13 protein-coding genes are annotated in these 17,684 nt (G+C 60.1%); 7 read left to right on the forward strand and 6 right to left on the reverse strand.

What is annotated here, in order from left to right; all coding sequences use genetic code 11:
• Window positions 1–132: 132 nt before the first annotated feature.
• The 3 genes from AC2FF8_RS18775 to AC2FF8_RS18785 are packed head-to-tail and all read left to right on the forward strand — an operon-like array spanning window position 133 to window position 3,435.
• Entirely contained in the window at window positions 133–1,104 is a 972-nt protein-coding gene (locus AC2FF8_RS18775; protein ID WP_496874008.1) for an NAD-dependent epimerase/dehydratase family protein, read from the forward strand.
• 13 nt (window positions 1,105–1,117) lie between these two features.
• Entirely contained in the window at window positions 1,118–1,897 is a 780-nt protein-coding gene (locus AC2FF8_RS18780; RefSeq protein ID WP_170347056.1) for a class I SAM-dependent methyltransferase, read from the forward strand.
• Window positions 1,894–3,435 (forward strand): GMC oxidoreductase, encoded by a 1,542-nt coding sequence (locus AC2FF8_RS18785; protein ID WP_496874007.1) that lies wholly within the window; start codon window positions 1,894–1,896, stop codon window positions 3,433–3,435. Before AC2FF8_RS18780 ends, AC2FF8_RS18785 begins: the two co-directional genes overlap by 4 nt.
• A gap of 3 nt (window positions 3,436–3,438) precedes the next feature.
• Here the strand turns inward: AC2FF8_RS18785 and AC2FF8_RS18790 are convergent, their stop codons facing one another.
• Genes AC2FF8_RS18790 through AC2FF8_RS18800 form a run of 3 tightly spaced genes read right to left on the reverse strand, consistent with a single transcriptional unit; the run spans window position 3,439 to window position 6,605 of the window.
• The gene (locus AC2FF8_RS18790) at window positions 3,439–4,188 is read right to left on the reverse strand and encodes a polysaccharide deacetylase family protein (RefSeq protein WP_496874006.1); all 750 of its coding nucleotides are present in this window, start codon (window positions 4,186–4,188) and stop codon (window positions 3,439–3,441) included.
• Between the two features lie 3 nt (window positions 4,189–4,191).
• Window positions 4,192–5,634, reverse strand: coding sequence for a protoporphyrinogen/coproporphyrinogen oxidase (locus AC2FF8_RS18795; RefSeq protein ID WP_496874005.1), 1,443 nt, complete (start codon window positions 5,632–5,634; stop codon window positions 4,192–4,194).
• Between the two features lie 44 nt (window positions 5,635–5,678).
• On the reverse strand, window positions 5,679–6,605 hold the full coding sequence (locus AC2FF8_RS18800) for a glycosyltransferase family 2 protein (RefSeq protein WP_496874004.1): 927 nt from the start codon (window positions 6,603–6,605) through the stop codon (window positions 5,679–5,681).
• Window positions 6,606–6,913: 308 nt separating this feature from the next.
• Here AC2FF8_RS18800 and AC2FF8_RS18805 point away from each other — a divergent pair, with 308 nt between their 5' ends.
• Together AC2FF8_RS18805 and AC2FF8_RS18810 are read left to right on the forward strand one after the other, a co-directional pair.
• Window positions 6,914–8,350: a lipopolysaccharide biosynthesis protein gene (locus AC2FF8_RS18805; RefSeq protein WP_496874003.1), complete on the forward strand. Its 1,437-nt coding sequence runs from the start codon at window positions 6,914–6,916 to the stop codon at window positions 8,348–8,350.
• A complete protein-coding gene (locus AC2FF8_RS18810) occupies window positions 8,351–9,619 on the forward strand; it encodes a glycosyltransferase (RefSeq protein ID WP_170347043.1) in 1,269 nt (422 codons plus the stop codon).
• 7 nt (window positions 9,620–9,626) lie between these two features.
• On the opposite strand, the gene AC2FF8_RS18815 is transcribed toward AC2FF8_RS18810, so the two are convergent.
• Both AC2FF8_RS18815 and AC2FF8_RS18820 read right to left on the reverse strand, forming a co-directional pair.
• On the reverse strand, window positions 9,627–10,811 hold the full coding sequence (locus AC2FF8_RS18815; protein ID WP_496880451.1) for a glycosyltransferase family 4 protein: 1,185 nt from the start codon (window positions 10,809–10,811) through the stop codon (window positions 9,627–9,629).
• On the reverse strand, window positions 10,805–12,310 hold the full coding sequence (locus AC2FF8_RS18820; protein ID WP_496874002.1) for a PepSY-associated TM helix domain-containing protein: 1,506 nt from the start codon (window positions 12,308–12,310) through the stop codon (window positions 10,805–10,807). The genes AC2FF8_RS18815 and AC2FF8_RS18820 overlap by 7 nt, the downstream gene beginning before the upstream one ends.
• Window positions 12,311–12,552: 242 nt before the next feature.
• Here AC2FF8_RS18820 and AC2FF8_RS18825 point away from each other — a divergent pair, with 242 nt between their 5' ends.
• Both AC2FF8_RS18825 and AC2FF8_RS18830 read left to right on the forward strand, forming a co-directional pair.
• Window positions 12,553–13,536 carry a glycosyltransferase family 2 protein gene (locus AC2FF8_RS18825; RefSeq protein WP_496880452.1) on the forward strand — a complete coding sequence of 328 codons (984 nt, stop codon included), beginning with the start codon at window positions 12,553–12,555 and terminating at the stop codon, window positions 13,534–13,536.
• Window positions 13,533–15,575, forward strand: coding sequence for a hypothetical protein (locus tag AC2FF8_RS18830; RefSeq protein WP_496874000.1), 2,043 nt, complete (start codon window positions 13,533–13,535; stop codon window positions 15,573–15,575). The genes AC2FF8_RS18825 and AC2FF8_RS18830 overlap by 4 nt, the downstream gene beginning before the upstream one ends.
• 10 nt (window positions 15,576–15,585) lie before the next feature.
• Here the strand turns inward: AC2FF8_RS18830 and AC2FF8_RS18835 are convergent, their stop codons facing one another.
• Entirely contained in the window at window positions 15,586–17,622 is a 2,037-nt protein-coding gene (locus AC2FF8_RS18835) for a B12-binding domain-containing radical SAM protein (protein ID WP_496873999.1), read from the reverse strand.
• Window positions 17,623–17,684: the final 62 nt, after the last annotated feature.

The following is a 17,684-nucleotide window of genomic DNA, read 5'->3' on the forward strand; positions in this document are numbered from 1 at the left end:
TCAGCCCTTTTCTTAAAACTGTGCAGGCCCGGCCTGTCAGCGCACCATAGCGGTATCTACCATTTGGTGGCCACCGATCCCTATGCTAAGCCTGTGGCATTAGAGTGGATTCTGTTGGTACGAGGGTTTTTCATGCAAATATTGATCACGGGCGGGGCCGGTTTTATCGGGTCACATCTGGCCGAGCGTCTGATTGGCAATGGGCATGAGGTGACGGTGCTGGATGACCTGTCCACCGGATCTCTGCTAAACCTGTCTTCCGTTCAGGATCATTCCGCCTTTCGTTTTGTCGAAGGCAGCGTATTGGATACCGGTCTGGTCGAAGAGCTGGTCGGGGCTGCGGATGCGGTGTTTCATCTGGCTGCCGCTGTCGGGGTCAAGCTGATCATGGATCAGCCCAGCCAGTCGATTGCAACCAATGTGGACGGCACGCAGAACGTGTTGCGGGCGGCCCTGCGCCACAAGCCCCTGGTCTTCATCGCCTCCAGTTCCGAGGTCTACGGCAAGGCATCGAAATTCCCGTTCAACGAAGATGACGATCTGACGATCGGCGCCACCAGCATTCTGCGCTGGTCCTATGCCTGCGCCAAGACGTTGGACGAGTTCATGGCGCTGGCCTATGCGCGCGAGGTGGATCTGCCGGTGATCGTCCTGCGCTTTTTCAACACGACCGGCCCGCGCCAGACCGGGCGCTATGGCATGGTTGTTCCGAATTTCATCGAAGCGGCCCTGTCCGGCCAGCCGATTCAGGTTCATGGCACCGGCGAGCAATCGCGCTGTTTCAGCCATGTGGCCGATGTGATCGAGGCGCTCATGCGTCTGCTCGATGTCCCCGAAGCCCGGGGGCAGGTCTTCAATATCGGTGGTGAACAGGAAGTGACGATCCGGGGGCTGGCCGAAAAGGTCATCGCCGCAACGGGATCCGCGTCCGAAATCCGTCTGGTGCCCTATGAAGAGGTCTATCCCGAAGGGTTCGAAGACATGGCCCGCCGTCTGCCGGATGTCTCGAAGCTGCGGCGGTTCACCGGGTTCAGCCCGGCGCGCACGCTGGATGATATCATCGCTGACATCATGGCCGAGAAACGCGCCAAAGCCTACGCATGAAGAGCCAAACACGATGACACCGGGACAAAGAGTTGAAAAGCTGGTGCGCGACACCGCGACCGTGCTGCTGCCGGACCGGCTGCGCAAATGGATCCGTAAACAACAACGGTTGCACAATCTTCAGTCGGTGCCGGTTGGGTCGGTCGATTTCGGCGGGCTGCGGCGGCTGTCGCCGATCAGTGCCGTGTTCGGGCAGGATCGCGACCTGCTGACCATCGAACGCCATTACATGGAAGAATTCCTGCAAAATCACAGCGACGATATCCGTGGCCGGGTTCTGGAATTCGGTGATCCGGCCTATACGAAGAAATTCGGCGGTGACCGGGTCACGCAGGCGGATGTACTGAGCTATGTCGAGGGCAATCCGCAGGCCACCATCGTGGCGGATATCACCGATGCGCCGCATATTCCCGACAACAGTTTCGATTGCATCATCATCACCCAGACCCTTCAGATGATCTTTGAGGTCGACAAGGCGATTGCTACGCTGGAACGCATTCTGAAACCCGGTGGCGTGGTGCTGTGTACCTCGCATGGGATGACTCGTGTGGCGCGCCGTGAAGGCGTGGATGACTGGGGTGAATACTGGCATTTCACCAGCCAGTCCAAGCGCCGCCTGTTCCGGGCGGTCTTCCCGGCAGAGAATGTCGAGGTGTCGACCGTTGGCAATGTCTTTACCTGCATCTGCAACCTGCACGGCCTTGGGGCCAGTGAAATTGCGCCCGAAGAACTGTCCACCCATGATCCCAACTATGAAATGCTGGTTCTGGTCCGGGCAGTAAAGGCGCAGTGAGCGATCTTGTCATAGGGTCCGGGCCTGCCGGGGTTTCCGTCGCCCGGGCCTTGCTGGCGCGGGGGCGAAACGTCACGATGTTGGATGCCGGGGGGGAACCGGGGCCCGGGGTCACGGACCGGGTGCAGCAGATGTCCCGAACCCGCGCCGAAGACTGGACCGCTGAGGCGCGTACAGCCTGGATGGAACCTCAGTTTCAGGCCCCGGAAGGCGAGGTGTGGCGCTATGGAACAGGTTATGCGCTGGCCTCACCTGCGCGCATCTTGGCGGAAGGGGCGGATTGGTTTGCTTTGCGCGCCTCGCGGGCGGCGGGCGGGCTGTCCAATGTCTGGGGCGCTGCGGTCTTGCCGTATCGGCAGGCGGATATCGACGACTGGCCCATAACGACCGACGATCTTGCCCCACATTACAGCGCGGTGGCGGACATAATGCCTGTGTCCGGGCAACAGGACGGGCTTCAGAATCTCTTTCCCGCCTGCGATATGACAGGCCGAACACCCGTTCCACCAACCGCGCAGGCCGGGATGCTGCTGGCCCGGTCCAGGCAGAAGGCGAAGGCATTGCAGGGGGCTGGGATGCATGTCGGTCTGGCACGTCAGGCGGTTGGATCGGGATGCCAGACCTGCGGGCTGTGTCTGCACGGGTGCCCGTGGTCGCTGATCTGGTCTGCAAGACAGACCCGTGCGGCGTTGCAGGCAGAGCCGGGCTTTACCTACCGTGCAGATCACGTGGTGCGGCAGGTCCGCGAGGAAGGCAATGATGTCGTCGTCACTCTGGCAGATGGCAGTGATGTCCGCGGAAGCCGGGTGTTTCTGGCCACCGGGGTGCTTGAAAGCGCACGCATCCTGTTGGCGTCACCCGGCCTGCGGGGCAAGGAGCTGGTGTTGAAAGACAGCCAGCAGGCCTTTCTGCCGATGCTGCATCGCTGGCGGGTGCCCAGGCGGCCCGATGTTTTGCCCTATCAGACGCTGCCGCAGCTTTTTGCCGAACTGGATGACCCGACCGTATCGCGGCAACTGGTTCACGCGCAGATCTATACCTGGAACGAATACTATGCCCGCGATCTGAAACAGAACTATGGCCGCCGGATACCCGGCAGCGGGCCGCTGCTTGAGGCCCTGGCCCGACGTCTGATCGTGGCGCAGGTTTTCCTGCATTCCGATCATTCGCATGAAATAGCCTTGCGTCTGGCAGAGGATGGGCGGTTACGCCCGGAACTGAACGAAAATCCCGCAACCGCCGAGACAATGCGCGCCGCACTTGCGCGCTATGGCCGGGCCTTGCGGGGGCTTGGTCTGACCAGCCTGTCTTTTGCAGCGCGGTTCGGGGCGCCGGGGGCCAGTTTTCATGTCGGAGGTGATCTGCCGATGTCAGATGCCCCGGGCCCGGGTGAAAGCGATGTGCTGGGGCGCCCGCATGGCGCGACGCGCATTCACGTCGTTGATGCCTCTGTCCTGCCGACCATCCCGGCCACGACAATTACATTCAGTGTGATGGCGAATGCCCACCGGATCGGAACGCTTGCACCCGAAGCCTGACATTCAGTTGATGGGCAGCACCCTGCTCAGCCCGCTTCGCACGCCGCGCATCAGTTTGCGGGCCGCCAGATAGGACCCGCCGCGCCCGGCCAGATGAGCCTGCCAGCGGGCGATGTCGGTGAAATAGAACATCTCGAGCCGGGGCAGGTCGTGGATGTCATCCCCTGGCCCGGCCACGCCCAGACGGGTGCCGACCGAGGTGTCGTAGTGCCGGGCAATCTGTGCGCGTACCGTCGGGTTCGACGCGCCATAGGGCGGGGCGAAATGCCGGGTGGGTTGACCAAGCCGGGCGGCAATATCCTGACCGGATCCGGTGACTTCTTCCTCCAGGGCCTCTGCATCCAGCGTCGACAGATCGGGATGGCTGATACTGTGTGCGCCAAAACAGACGCCTTCATCTGCCAGCGCCTCGACCCGGTCCCAGCCCATCAGCGGGCGGGGCGGGATATTGCCCCCGGCCCAGCTGTCGGTGCCGCCCATCAGGCCCGAGGGCAGATAGACGATCGGGCAGAAGCCATGTTCGCGCAGGATCGGCCAGGCGGTATCGGCGAAATCCTGGAACCCGTCATCGAAACTGATGATGACCACACGGGGGGCAGGCGGGTTGGCCAGCGCGTCCGGCGTGACCACCGGCAGGCCGGATGCCGCCAGCGCCTGCATCTGCGCCGCAAAGATGTCGGGTGCAATCGAGGTTGGCCCCGGAGCATCCGAGATCGAATGATACATCAGGATATCGGCCTGCCAGGCGGGCATGGGTCAGTCTTCCACCACATGGGTGGCAAAGACCTCGCGATAGCAGTTCCATTTCGCGCGGTCGACATTGCCCTTGTCGTCGATGCAATCCGCCGCGCCATAGGCCATGGCAAAGGCGTGGTGCGTATTGTCGTGGGCGAACAGGCCTTGCCGTCCAAATACGAGCAATCCGTCCAGATCCGAGAGCCATTGATCGACCGTATCGAACCGGTCTTCATAGCCCACATCGTAGACCGGATAGGCATGGCTCAGCCGTCGGGTTTCGCAGCGGCGCACCGGTACCGTGACCGGCAGGCCCAGCTGGCCCAGCCATTTGGTGAACTCCTGCCCCAGTTCCTCGTCGGACATGGACCACCATTTTTCATCCGGGTCGCAGGGCAGTTCGGCACACAGAACGGTGACGCCCTTGGGTTCGCCGCTGGCGTTATAGTTCTTGGGCTCCGACATGCGGCTGATCGGGATCGACAGTTCCGGGAAGTAATGCGCATCGAACTCGGTGAACTGGTCGGTCTCAAGCACCAGGTACAGCAGGATCATGCCGCGGAAGCGGATGGCGCGGGCGGCTTCGACCACCTCGGCCGGAGCATCGCCGATCAGGCGCGTCAGCCCGGTCAGCGGGATGGTCGACAGGATCAGATCGCCGGTCAGGTGCCGCTCGCCTTCTTCGTCGCGGATCGTCAACCCGGTGATGCGATTGCCGTCCCGCTCGATGGCAGTGATTTCGGTGTTGAACAGGAAGGTGGCGCCATTGGCCTCGGCACTGTTGCGCATCGCGTCCGAGATCTGCCCGAACCCCTTGCGCGGATAAAAGAACCGGCCCGCCGTTTCGCTGCGCAGCCCCGGCAGCAGGCGCAGCATCTTCATCAGGATCTTGCCGACCGAGCCGCTGCCCACCCGTCGTTCCGCCAGTTTCACCGCCAGCTTGTCTGGATCCAGCCCCCACAGCTTGCGCACGTATGGGAAATAGAAATTGTCCGAAATCGTCGGCCCCAGCCCGTCATACAGCACGGTCGAGAATGTCTCGGGGCCTTCGCTTTTGTTGCGGAAGGGTTTCAGCACCATGTCGCCGATCAGCGACGCGGCAAAGGGTTTGGGCAGGCGCATCAGCGCGTCGGTCAGTTTCAGCGGAAAGTGAATCCATTTGCCGCCCAGCCGGATGCGCCCGTGGCGCGGGCGTAGCAGCAGATCGTCGCCCAGCAGGGATTTCACATCGGCCAGAACCTCGGGCTCGGCCGCCGGATGAAACCGGTGCGAGCCATAATCGCAGATCACGCCCTCGATCGGGAATGAGGCCGAATTTCCGCCCGCACTGGGCGCGCGTTCGATCACGGTCACTTTCGCCTGCCCGGTCAGGGCATGGGCCGCGGCCAGACCGGCCGGCCCGGCACCGAGGATAATGATATGGGGTCTTTCAGTGCCGCCATCTGAAGGGGAGACATCCGTCACGTGTGCATTCCTTTACTGCTTCAGAAAGTTTGTGTCATGCCCAATCAGGGCCTGAGATGCAGCCGTGAGATCATGTCGGCGATTAATCCCAATGACCAGATCATGATCGCAGCAAGGAACGCGAATACCGTGGTTCCGCTGAGGTTTAGGTAGGTGAGGTCAATAGTGAACTTCACAGCCCCCAGAGCAAAAAACACCAGCCCCATAGGAATGAATACCCGCAGCGGATTGAACAACGTGCTGATCCGCAAGATCAGGATAATAAAATTGATGAAATCAATCGGCCGGATCTTCGATTTGCCCACCCGCTTGCCGTATTCGATCGGCGTATAGATCATCCGCTTGCCGTTCGAGGTCATGCACAGCGTGATCGTGGTGGTGAACGAGAAATTCTGCGGCAAGAGCGGCAGGAACGGGACCAACTCGGATTTGCGGAACACCCGCAGGCCGGAATTGAGGTCATTGATCTTGCGCTCGGCCAGGAACGAGGCGAAAGCGAACAGGAATTTTTTGGCCGGACGGCGCAGCAGCGGCACGTTCTTCATCGCCGCGCCCCGGTCGCCCACGACCATGTCCTGATCGCGGCACAGGGCCAGCATTCCGGGCAGGTAGCGCGCGGGATAGGTGCTGTCGGCATCCAGAATGGCCACATATTCATGCTGCGCCATCCGCACCCCGCGCTTGAGGCTGGCGCCATAGCCGGAATTGACATCGTTGAAGGTGACGGTCGCGCCGCTGGCCTCGGCCTCGGCGCGGGTGTTGTCCTGGCTGGCATCGTCCACCACGATGATCTCATAGGGAATGCCCAGCGGTTCGAGATGGGTGCGCACGTCCTCGACCGTGTGGCGGACGGCGTTTTCCTCGTTATAGGCGGGAATGACCACGCTCAGGCTCATGCCGGCGGTTTCCGATGCGATCAGCTCTTCGGGTGTGGTGCTGTTCGTCTCCATCGGCTCTGCGACTTTGTTCATGAAAATGAAAACCTTTTATTCACTCAATAATCCCTGCCCCAGCCCCCGCTGCAAGATTTGCGCGGCGCTTGGAACGTGACGGGCATAATTCCCTGTATTGCGTATAGTATTCGAACACGTACAGACTGAACATAGACAATAAATTTGACCAAATTCGACCGTTAAGGCGTCAAGTTTGCAATTGCGCATACAGTGCGCAACAGGTGTGAGTGTTTGAGCCATGTGTGCCATCGGCACTTGGCGGGGTGCGGGCGGCAGGAAGGAAACGGATGTCAGGGCGGCAGAGTTTCAGCAGTGGAGTTGCCTGGATGTCGGCTGGTATCTGGGTCGAGCAGGCGTTCAATTTCATCATTTTTGCCATTCTTGCCCGTATTTTAGGGGTCGAGGCCTTTGGTCTTCTGGCGATGGTTGCAGCCTTTGTGCTGTTTTCCGAATTCCTGGTGCGCGAAACGATTTCCGACATTCTGCTGACCCATGAGGCGCTGTCACCGGAGCGGTTGAACTCGGTTTTCTGGCTGTTGGCGCTGCTGGGGGGCGTGTTGACGGTTGTGCTGTATCTGGGCGCGGGGCCGGTCTCATATTTCTACAATGAGCCTGTTGCGCGTGAATTGTTGATCGGATTGTCCCCAACGGTGCTGATGATTTCCCTGACGGCGGTGCCGGTGGCGATCCTGCGCCGGGAAATGCGGTTCCGTGTTCTGGCCATCCGTGCAGCGCTCGGCGCGGCGGTCGGAGGGGGCGTGGGCATTGGCATGGCGCTGGCGGGATACGGCGTCTGGAGTCTGGTCGGTCAGCGGCTGGCGATGACGGCCACCAATATCGTGATGGCCTGGGGGGCGGTCTCCTGGCGCCCGGCATTCCATGCGTCGCGGGATCATATGCGCAGGGTCTTGCATTTCAGTCACCGGATTCTGGGCCTGCGCGCGGCGGAACTGGCTGCGGTGCAATCGCCTGCGGTGATCATCGGCGCGATGCTGGGGCCGGTTCCGGCCGGGTATTACGCAATCGCCTGGCGCGTGATCGAGACCGCCTCGTTCCTGGTTATCACACCGCTGCGCACCGTGGCGCAGCCTGCTTTTGGTGCGGCGGCGCGCGATGGTGGTCCGGCGACGGATTTGCTGATCGATGTCATGCGCCTGACCGGGTTTCTGGCCTTTCCGGCCTTTGCCGGGCTGGCGGTTCTGTCGGAACCGGCGCTGGTGCTGCTGTTCGGTCAGAAATGGGCTCCGGCGGCTCCGGTCCTGAGCCTGATGTCTGTGTTTGGCATGTATCTGTGCGCCGAAAAGGTGCAGCAGACCTTTTGTCTGGCGGCCGGTCAGCCCGGTCGTCTGGCGATCCTGTCCTGGGTCGAGGTGGCGCTGGCGGCAGGGGTGATTGTGGTGCTGGCCCCGTATGGATTGCCGGTCGTCACAGCCGGTTTTGTGGCTGTCTTTCTGCTGGTCTGGCCGCTCAAATTTGCCAATCTGGGGCATATTGCGGGGCTGTCCGGCCCGGCTTTGATACGGCAGCATCTTGCGCCGCTCCTGCTGTCAGGGGGGATGGCGGCGGCAGTGCAGGGGGTCGTGTGGCAACTGGACGGCCTGTCTCCGGCTTTGCTTTTACTTGCCGGCACGGTGACGGGTGTTCTGGCCTATGGTTTGCTGGCTTTTCTGCTCCAGCGGGACAGGCTGCGCCTGCTGGTTTCGATGCTTGGGCCGCAAGACGGGCACCTGCCTGCGGCTGACACTCAAGGAATTGAGAGATAGATGAAATCGTTACGCATTTTGATGTTCACCACATTTTATCCCCCCTATTCCTTTGGCGGTGACGCCATCGGCATTCAGCGCATGGCGCGGGCGCTTGTGGCGCGCGGGCATGACGTGACGGTGGTGCATGACGAAGACAGCTATCTGATCCTGGGCGGCAAGCCCCAGCCCGAGGGCGACCCCGACGGCGTGCGGCGGATCGGCCTGCGCAGCCGCAACGGCGTGATGTCGAACCTGCTGACCCAGCAGCTGGGCCGCCCGGTTGTGCACGCCGCCCGCATTCGCGAGATACTGGCCGAGCGGAAGCCGGATATCATCTGGCACAACAACACATCCCTGATCGGCGGGCCGGGCCTGTTGCCGATGGGCGAGGGGTTGAAAGTCTATGAAGCGCATGAGCACTGGCTGGTCTGCCCGACCCATGTGCTGTGGCGACATGGGCGCGAGCTGTGCGATGACCGCCAGTGCCTGCGCTGCGTGTTGCAGCACAAGCGTCCGCCGCAGCTCTGGCGCTATACCGGTGCGCTGGACCGGGCGCTGGATCACATGGACCTGATCATCGCCAAAAGCGAATTCAGCCGCGCCAAACATCGTGAATTCGGCCTGCGGCAGGACATGCAGGTGCTGCCCTATTTCCTGCCCGACCTGGATCAGAGCGCCCTGCCGGAACCGGCGGCGCAGGAACGCCCCTATTTCCTGTTTGTCGGGCGGTTGGAAAAGATCAAGGGGTTGCAGGATGTCTTCCCCGCCTTTGATCGTTACCCGGATGCCGATCTGCTGATCCTCGGTGATGGCGATTATGCGGATGAGCTGAAGGCACAGGCCGCAGGCAATGACCGGATCAAATTCCTGGGCCGCAAGACGCCTGACGAGTTGAACGCCTACTATCGTGGTGCATTGGGGCTGATCGTGCCCTCGGTCTGTTATGAAACCTTCGGCATCATCCTGATCGAAAGCTTCCGGCTGGGCACGCCGGTGATCGCCCGGCGGTTGGGTCCGTTCCCCGAGATCGTGGAACGGGCAGGGGGCGGGGAACTGTTCGAAACCGAGGATGATCTGATCGCAGCCATGCGCCGTTTTCAGGACGGAGGCACCGCGCGGGATCAGATGGCGGCAGCGGCGCGGCACGGGTTTGAGACGCTCTGGCGCGAAGATCAGGTATTGGGCCGGTTCGGCGCGGCCTTTGCGCAGGCCGCGCATCGTGCAGGGCGGGCCGATCTGGCCCATGCCTTGGAAGCTGGTGCTTTTGAGAACGGCGCGGCGGACTGACCGGGGGTTATCCCCGCCCGGCCAGTTGCCGATACAGCTTTTCAAACCCGCTATGCACATGGGCTGGCGAAAACCTGTCTTCTGCACCGCGGGCCGTGGCATTGGCGCTTAGCCGGTCATATTCGGCGCGGTCGGTGCAAAGATCGCGCAGCGCCTGAGACAGGGCGTCAAGATCATCGACCGCACACAGGCGCCCGACATCACCATCCACCAATTCACGCACACCGCCGCAATCGGTGGCGATCACCGGCAGCCCGGCGCGGAACGCCTCGACAATTGAAATCGGCAGGGCCTCCCACCGGGAGGTCAGCAGATAAAGATCCGAGGCCGCAAGATAGGTGGCGACATCCGAGATCACCCCGGGGAAACGGATGATGTCGGAAACGTCGGCCTGTTCGGCCCAGGCCTCGACCTGGCCGCGCAGCACGCCTTCGCCCCCGACGACGATCCGCAGACCGGGCAGGTCCCGCCGCACACGCCGGGCCACTTCGATCATCGCGTCGAGGCCTTTCTGGTGATCCAGACGGGACAAGGACAGAACCAGATGTGTGCCATCTTCGCCCAACAGTTCACGCCGCAGGGCCTCTGCGGCGGCCGGATCGGCGGGCGGGTTGGGACGTACCCCCAAAAGCATCACCCGCGCCTTATCGGGGTCGACCTGGCGTTCCAGCAGGGATTGCATGACGGTTTCGCTGGGGCAGATTGCCAGATCGGCTTGCTGCCGGCAGGCGCGGGCCACCGCGTTGAGACGGTCGGGCGACGAGCCGTGATAGGTCATCACAATGGGGATCCCCATCCCCAGACTGGCCAGACGGGCTGTCAGAAGCGGGGCAGTTTCATGGGCATGGATGACATCGACCTTATGTGCCTTGAGCGCCCGCCGCAGGGTCAGGGCCGAGCGTACCAGCCAGTGAAGCCGCGTTACAAGGCCAAGCTGGCCGTTGGCAGCGTGATCGCTGACACGGTCGAACCGTAAGGGCAAAAACAGACTGCCATCCTCGGGGGCAGTGGCTTTTCCGGGGGTTCCGGCTTTGATTACCTTGTGCCCGTGTGCCATCAGCGAGGTGCTGAGGTCATTGATATGGCGTTGAATGCCCCCACCGAAGGAGAAGAAGGAACAGGTTTGCAGGATACACAACCCGGCGGGCTGAGTATCCCGGTTGATTAAAGGCGGCGGGGCTTCGCTTACCAAAGGGGTCGTCCCAGGCGGAAGGTGGCGGTTCTTGTGTCTGTATCCGGTTTTTGCAGATGGGCAACGATGGTGTTTTCCATGTCCGAGGGCAGTAGCTGAAAAGATGCTATGGCAGTCTCGCCTGTTTGCATGAACTCAAGCGACTGTACCTCTTTCCCATTGAACTCGATGGATACGGTTTCGACATCGGGCTCGTTGATCCGCAATTCGATATCCAGGGGGGTGTCACGTCTGAGTGGTGCGTGCATGAGCATCCAGACCGCCGAGGGCGGCGCATCAATTGCAAACGCGCTGGTTTTAGAATGGGATCCGGGGCCGAAGCGGAGAACAGCAACCGCTATAATACCCATCATGAGCAGCAAATACGCCCACCGTGTCCATCCCATGCCTCGCCAAATCCGCCTGATGGGACCGAGATGCGCCGCTTCGGGGGCAAGTCGGCCTGCAAAAATCAAAGCGCCGGTGACGGCGAGGCAGGTCGTAATCAGCCCGAGGACGATCCACAGCGCCATCGAATATGCCTCACCCCATGTGCCAAAATGCAGCATGTCCATAAGAGGTTTCCAGTAGGCGAGCCCGCTCACCTCATTTGCCGTGTAAGCCCCCAGAACTTCGAGTGTTACCGGATCGATTGATACATTACCTGGTCCGAAAAATCCCGATTGTCCTGCGACATGTCCTGTGAAACCGAAAGAGCCAGTGGGTTTATCAGGCAGGAACATGATGAACGGCTCGAACCCGGGCAGCGCGTCGCGGGCGCTGGCCTCGGCCTGATCGATAAGGTCTGAACCGAAATTGGCTGGCAGGACGGTTTCACGCGGGACGGGTGGTTTGGGCTGTGGCTGGGTGCCTTCAAACCCCAGGCTGCCCAATAGGAAATAGAAACTGGTCACGGCGGTCAAAATCAGGAGTGGCGCTGACCATAGAGCTGTCAGCCGGTGTGTGCTGCCTGCCCACGTTCGCAATCCGGTAGCGCGGCTGGGCCAGCGAAAAAACCCTTTCCAGAACCGCCTATAAGTAATGAGGCCGCTGATGATCTGAAACAGCAGGATCATGGATGTGGCGCTGACCAGCATGAACACGATCCGCTTCTCGGTCAGAAAGGTATCATGCAAGTCCCGTAGGATATCGCGAAATCCATTGGGGCGCGTTTCTTCGATGACGGCACCGGTCACCGGGTCTGTCCAGAAACTGACATTCTCTCCCCAGCCCGTGCGGCCGAATGTGCGATCCACAAACCAAGGGGTCGGGCGTTTGATCATCAGAAAAATGCCACTCTCGGGGTGGGCCTCTTTGATGCCGTCATAGATCATGCCGAAGCTGGCGGTGCGCTCTTCCTTGTCTATCGTGGTCCAGATATCCGGGCGGCCGATTGATTCAAGTTCGAAGCCGGCAACAAGCAAAGTGCCCGTAAGGAACATGAACGCGAAAAAGAGTGATAGATGAAGCCCCAGCCAGGTGTGAAGTTTGAAAAGTGAATTTCGTAGTTTACGATTCATCTGCGTCTTGCCTACTTACAATCACGTGAAATCTTAACGGACGTCGGTTTAACGGAAACAATAGCCGCAGGGTATTGTTGCCACGGAAAAATGATTTTGCCACACTTCTGTGGTGATATGCGCGCATTATTCCATACCATTTCTGCGGGTTAAGTGTTGGCGAATCCCGATCTTCGCGGGATGGTATGATTATACCCGGGTATTGGTGGGGTAAGCGGTGCTGTTTGATGCTAAATAAAGCTATGAAAACAATTTCTATTGTTTCGCCATGCTTCAATGAAGAAGACAACGTGGCGAATTGTTATGAGACCGTGAAGGCGATTTTCGATAAAGAACTGCCGGGCTACAGGCGCGAGCATATTTTTATCGACAATGCCTCTTCGGACCGAACCGTGGACATCCTGCGCGAGATTGCCGCGCAGGATCAGGACGTGAAGGTGGTGGTCAACGCCCGAAATTTCGGGGTGTTCCGATCAACCTTCAACGGATTGCGCTATGCGACCGGTGACGGCATCGTCGTCATGCTGCCGGTCGACCTGCAGGATCCGCCCGAGCTGATCCCTGAATTCGTCGAATTGTGGGAAAGCGGATATGACGTGGTCGCAGGGGCTCGCAGCATCCGTGAAGAAGGGTTTGTTATGCGCAATATGCGCGGCATCTTTTATCGAATTGTCAATGGGTTATCCGATGTGTGGTTGGAACCGTCTGTCGGAGAGTTTCAACTGATCGACCGCAAAGTGTTGAAGGCGGTTCTGGCACACAAGGATCATTACCCCTATATCCGCGGTATCATCGCAAGTTGCGGTTTTCGCCGGATCATCAAGCCTTATGTCTGGCAAGCGCGGAGAAGCGGGTTGACCAAGCACAGCCTGATGGCATTGACGGATCAGGCACTTAACGCAATCTTTTCCTTTACGCGCGCGCCCATGCGCTTCTGCACGATCAGCGGGCTGGTGATTGCCGCTGCCTGTATTCTGTTTTCTCTTATTTCCGCAGTGCTGTTTTTCATTAACCCCGATCAGGTACCACGCGGGACAACAACCATTATCGTTTCCCTGTTCTTCCTGTCGGGCATCCAGATGCTGTTTATCGGCATGTTGGGGGAATACATAACCTCGATCCACAATCAGGTGCGGGGCGGTCCGATCGTCACTGAACAGGAACGCATCAATATCGAAGGTCCCGCACGGGACCCGGCGATTGTCAAAGACGAGCATTTGGCATGAAAATGCGTTCAGGTCGGGCGATGTGGCTCTGTGCCGGGGCGATGGCCTTATGCGGCAGCTCGGCCTGGGCTGCGGACCTCGCGGGCAGCAATGCCACATTGGCGGACCTGCGCCTTTGGTTTGCAGCCATGGCGATCGCTGCACTGCTTGTGGTGGGTGTTTTCCGGCAGCGCGGCCAGCTTCTTTTTGGCCTGCTTGGCGCGGCGCTGCTTTTGGGCAGTGCGGCCCGGTTGTGGTTGACCCAGCCCCTTTGGTTTCCACGGCTCGAGATTTCCGCAAACCCTCCTGAAAACCTGATCATGCTGGCGATACTGGCGGGACAGACGGTGTTGACGGGCTTTGTGCTTGTGCGGCCGCAGGGAAGGGCGGCCATAACGGGCCTGATGGCAGAAGCAGGACGGTGGCGGCTGATCCTTTTGCTGGGGCTGGCTGCGGCCTTTTGCGTTTCTGCGACGCCCTACGTGGCTTACGGGTACTATCTGGCTTTCGGTTTGCAGATCGGGATCGGCGGTGCGCTGAACCTTGTGCAGATGGCGACGCTGGTCGCCGTTTTCACAGTTGCCGGGCCTGACAGGGCACCCCGCATCCCGGTTCCGGCCCTGGCCGTCTTTGCTACGCTGGCCAGCGCGGCTCTGGCCTGGGCGGCGTTCGACCGCGTGCCTCATGTCGAGGATGAGGTGGCCTATCTGTTTCAGGCGCGCACCTTTGCTGCGGGTGTCCTCGGAAGCCCGGCCCCACCCGCAGCGGCGCAGCCCGCATTGGAATATTATCTGTTCGACATTCGCGGCGATCAGTGGATCGGCGTGCCGGCACAGGGTTGGGCCATCGTTCTGAGCCTTGGCGTGCTGGCCGGGGTGCCGTGGCTGGTCAACCCCGTGCTGACCGGAATCTCTGTCTGGCTGGCGCATGGCATCGTGTGCCGTGCCGTCAGTCGCGAACGGGCCGATCTGGTGGCGTTGCTGATGGCCACGTCACCCTGGGTGCTCGCCGTCGGGGGCACGCTGATGGCACATTCCACGACATTGGTGATGGTGCTGCTGGGATGGTGGTGTCTGCTCAGAGCCGGAGAGGGATCAACGCGCAGGGATGTCTTGCTTGCGCTTGTTGCAGGTCTGGCTTTGGGCTGGGCCTTTGTCACCCGACAGCTTGATGGGTTGATCATAAGCGTTTTGACCGGCCTGTGGTTGCTGCGGCGCCTGCCGGGGGGGATCGGACAGGTGATCGCCTGCGCCTTGGGCGGTGTTCTGTCGGGTGGGGTCTTTTTGCTGCTCAACCTGATGATCACCGGAGACGCGCTGCTGACCCCGCAAGCGGATTACCTGAGCCGGTTATGGCCCGACACGCAGAATGCCTATGGGTTTGGTCCCAATGTAGGGCCACCGGCCGAGAGCTGGGGCGCGCTCGACATCTGGGTCGGGCATAGCCCGGCCGAGGGTCTGCTGAATCTGATCAATGGTTTTGCCGCGCTCAATTACGAACTTCTGGGCTGGACATTCGGGTCCCTGGTTCCGGTCTGGATTGCGTTCATATGGGGCAGAAAGCTGACCGGGTTCGACCGGGCCATGCTGGTGGTGTTCGCGATCCTTGTGGGGGCCCTGTTTTTTTACTGGTTTACGGGCACGTTCTATCTTGGGCCGCGCTACTGGCATACGGCTTTGTTGCCGGCGCTGGCTTTGGCGGCGGCCGGGATCGAGACCGTCCGGGACCGGTTGCCCGAACGGCATCGTGGCCGTCTGCAGTGCGTCATCCTATTGCTGTGTGCGGTGTCTGTTGTCAGCTTCACCCCATGGCGGGGAGTGTCGAAATACAATGGGTATGGCGGCTATACCGGTGACATAAGACGGCAGGCTGCCGGGCTTGGAAACGCTCTGGTCTTTGTCTCGACACAGGGCGATATCGGGTCTGCACTCTATCTCAACGACCCGTTCCTGCCCGAAGGCAAACCGATTTTCCTGCGCGATATGGGCCCCGAGCAGAACGCAGACATCATCGCGGCCTTCCCGGGCCGCGAAGCTGTCTATCTGAAGGATGGCGAATAGGCTTGTGGGCCTATTCGACCGCCTGCTGGTTTTCGAGCGCTACGAAATCGCGTCTGAAATCATTGGCAAACATCGTTCGTGTGAACCGGCCCAGTCCCGAAGCGTGTTCACCAAAGGTGTTGATCCGGGACAGCAGAGTTGTTTTTATGCGTGGGTCGACCTGCGTCTGAAATTTGCGTGGCGCGTCGAACTGATGATCGGTCAGGGCGCCCTCGTATCCCGAATTCCGCCAGGCCTCGACATCGAAAGACGAGCTCCAGACGGGTTCGTGTTCCAGGGTTTCCGAGAAGGGCACATGCAGCATCACGGCGCTGTAGTAATTGATGATCGTGTCGAGCATCTCGTGCGCTTCGTGGTCGTCCTTGTCCAAAAGGTCGCTGATGGCCCGTTTCAGGAAATCAAGTGCTTCGTCCAGCACGATGAACCGGCCAATCATCGAATATTTGCTGAGCAGATTGCCCCCCAACTCGCCGCTGATCAGATCATCATAATTTTCCTGCGCCCAGGCGACACAATCGGCGCGGGTTTCAAACAGCTCCTGCTGGTTTTCCTCCAGATAACCGGCCACCGCATCCCGGAAGGGTTTGGGGGCCTGATCAAGAATGTCCTGCATATGCTTGACGATCAGGAAGGGCCGGATGCCACGGGACCGCGCCAGCCGGAAGGCTTCTTCGAAATTGTCTTCGTAATAGAAGATCGTCAGCAGCAGGTGGAAAACACGGGTGTCCAGATAATCCTGGAACGAGAAATTCTCGGACTGGACCACCATTTCCTCGGTCTCGACCACGGTTGGACCGGTATATTTGCCCAGGCATCGGGCAACCACGCGATGGAGGGTTTTGAAGCCGAATTTCTCGCGGCTGTCGGGATTGGCCAGGGGTGCGCCGTGCAGCAGCATCAACTGGTGCGCCGCGACCCGGCTGACGCCGGTTTCGATCAGTTGATCGACGGCATCCATGAAGGATTCCCTGGTTTCACCGGGCATGCACAGGATCAGCTCGCCATAGGATTGCATGCCCTTTGAATGCAGCTCCTGCTGTACCTCGGCATAGGTGTCCAGGCTGATATTGTCGCGTTTGATATTTTTCAGAACTTCCGGATTCAGCGACTGAACCGACGAGGTCATCGGCAACCGGCCCTTGGCTTTGCGCATCACCTTGATGATCCGGTCGCCGCGGTTCTTGCCCGTGGTGGTGCGGATATATTTGGGCCAATCGTACCGGTCCATCAGATGGCCCAGGTAATCGGCCACCTCTTCGTCCTGTACATACATACCGAAATTGTCGTCAGCAAAACAAAGCGGGCTGGCATGTTTGATACGGGCCACGATGTAATCCAGATCGGCCTTGGTGCGTTCAAACGAATGGCGGAAGACCTTCGAATTCGATTTGACCGCCGAATTGCAGAACGCGCAGGTGAACGGGCAGCCCCGTGCCAGCTGCATCAGTGCAAACAGGCCGGTGTCAAAGAACTTGTCCATCAGCCCGGCCAGATAGGGCGAGGGGATTTCATCCAGATCGCGGATGCGGGGCGGCTCGGCCCCGCGCAGGATCTCTCCGGTTTTTGGGTGCACGTAAAGCGCGCCATCGACGGCCTCTTCCCACATGCCTTCGCGTCGGGCGCCGACATCGATGAAGCGTTGCAGCGTGCTGAGGAACGCGCGCTCGCCCTCATAGGTGGGGCCGCGCACATGCATGTCGATCTGTGGCATGGTCCGGATCCAGCTGTCCTGTTCTTCTTCGGTCAGCGGGAAGTTGGGGCCGCCCATCAGGGTCAGGCTGTTGGGATTGACCGCCTTGACGTAGTTGGCAAAGGACAGGGCCAGATGGTGGTTCCAGGAATAGCTGGAAAAGCCGACCACATCGGGCGGAGCTGTGTCGACGGCCGCTTTGAATTCCTGCGGATCACGAAAGATCGCGACCTCGACCGGTGTCGGGCTTTTTGCATGAGCCTGGGCATAGGTCGCAAGATTTCCAACACCCAACGGGTAGGTGTCCGACGTGGCAGTAACGAGGTTATGTCCAAGATCAGCAAGATAAAGACGCATTGACGATTATCCTTCCAGCACTGGTACCAAATACATTTAACAGTCCATATCCTACTATATAT

The organism is Ruegeria sp. YTSA144, assembly GCF_059610125.1.

Coding starts and splice junctions, on each gene's coding strand:
- AC2FF8_RS18775 (WP_496874008.1), top strand. CDS start 133: ATGCAAATATTGATCACGGGCGGGGCCGGTTTTATCGGGTCACATCTG.
- AC2FF8_RS18780 (WP_170347056.1), top strand. CDS start 1,118: ATGACACCGGGACAAAGAGTTGAAAAGCTGGTGCGCGACACCGCGACC.
- AC2FF8_RS18790 (WP_496874006.1), bottom strand. CDS start 4,188: ATGCCCGCCTGGCAGGCCGATATCCTGATGTATCATTCGATCTCGGAT.
- AC2FF8_RS18800 (WP_496874004.1), bottom strand. CDS start 6,605: ATGAACAAAGTCGCAGAGCCGATGGAGACGAACAGCACCACACCCGAA.
- AC2FF8_RS18805 (WP_496874003.1), top strand. CDS start 6,914: ATGTCGGCTGGTATCTGGGTCGAGCAGGCGTTCAATTTCATCATTTTT.
- AC2FF8_RS18810 (WP_170347043.1), top strand. CDS start 8,351: ATGAAATCGTTACGCATTTTGATGTTCACCACATTTTATCCCCCCTAT.
- AC2FF8_RS18820 (WP_496874002.1), bottom strand. CDS start 12,310: ATGAATCGTAAACTACGAAATTCACTTTTCAAACTTCACACCTGGCTG.
- AC2FF8_RS18825 (WP_496880452.1), top strand. CDS start 12,553: ATGAAAACAATTTCTATTGTTTCGCCATGCTTCAATGAAGAAGACAAC.
- AC2FF8_RS18830 (WP_496874000.1), top strand. CDS start 13,533: ATGAAAATGCGTTCAGGTCGGGCGATGTGGCTCTGTGCCGGGGCGATG.
- AC2FF8_RS18835 (WP_496873999.1), bottom strand. CDS start 17,622: ATGCGTCTTTATCTTGCTGATCTTGGACATAACCTCGTTACTGCCACG.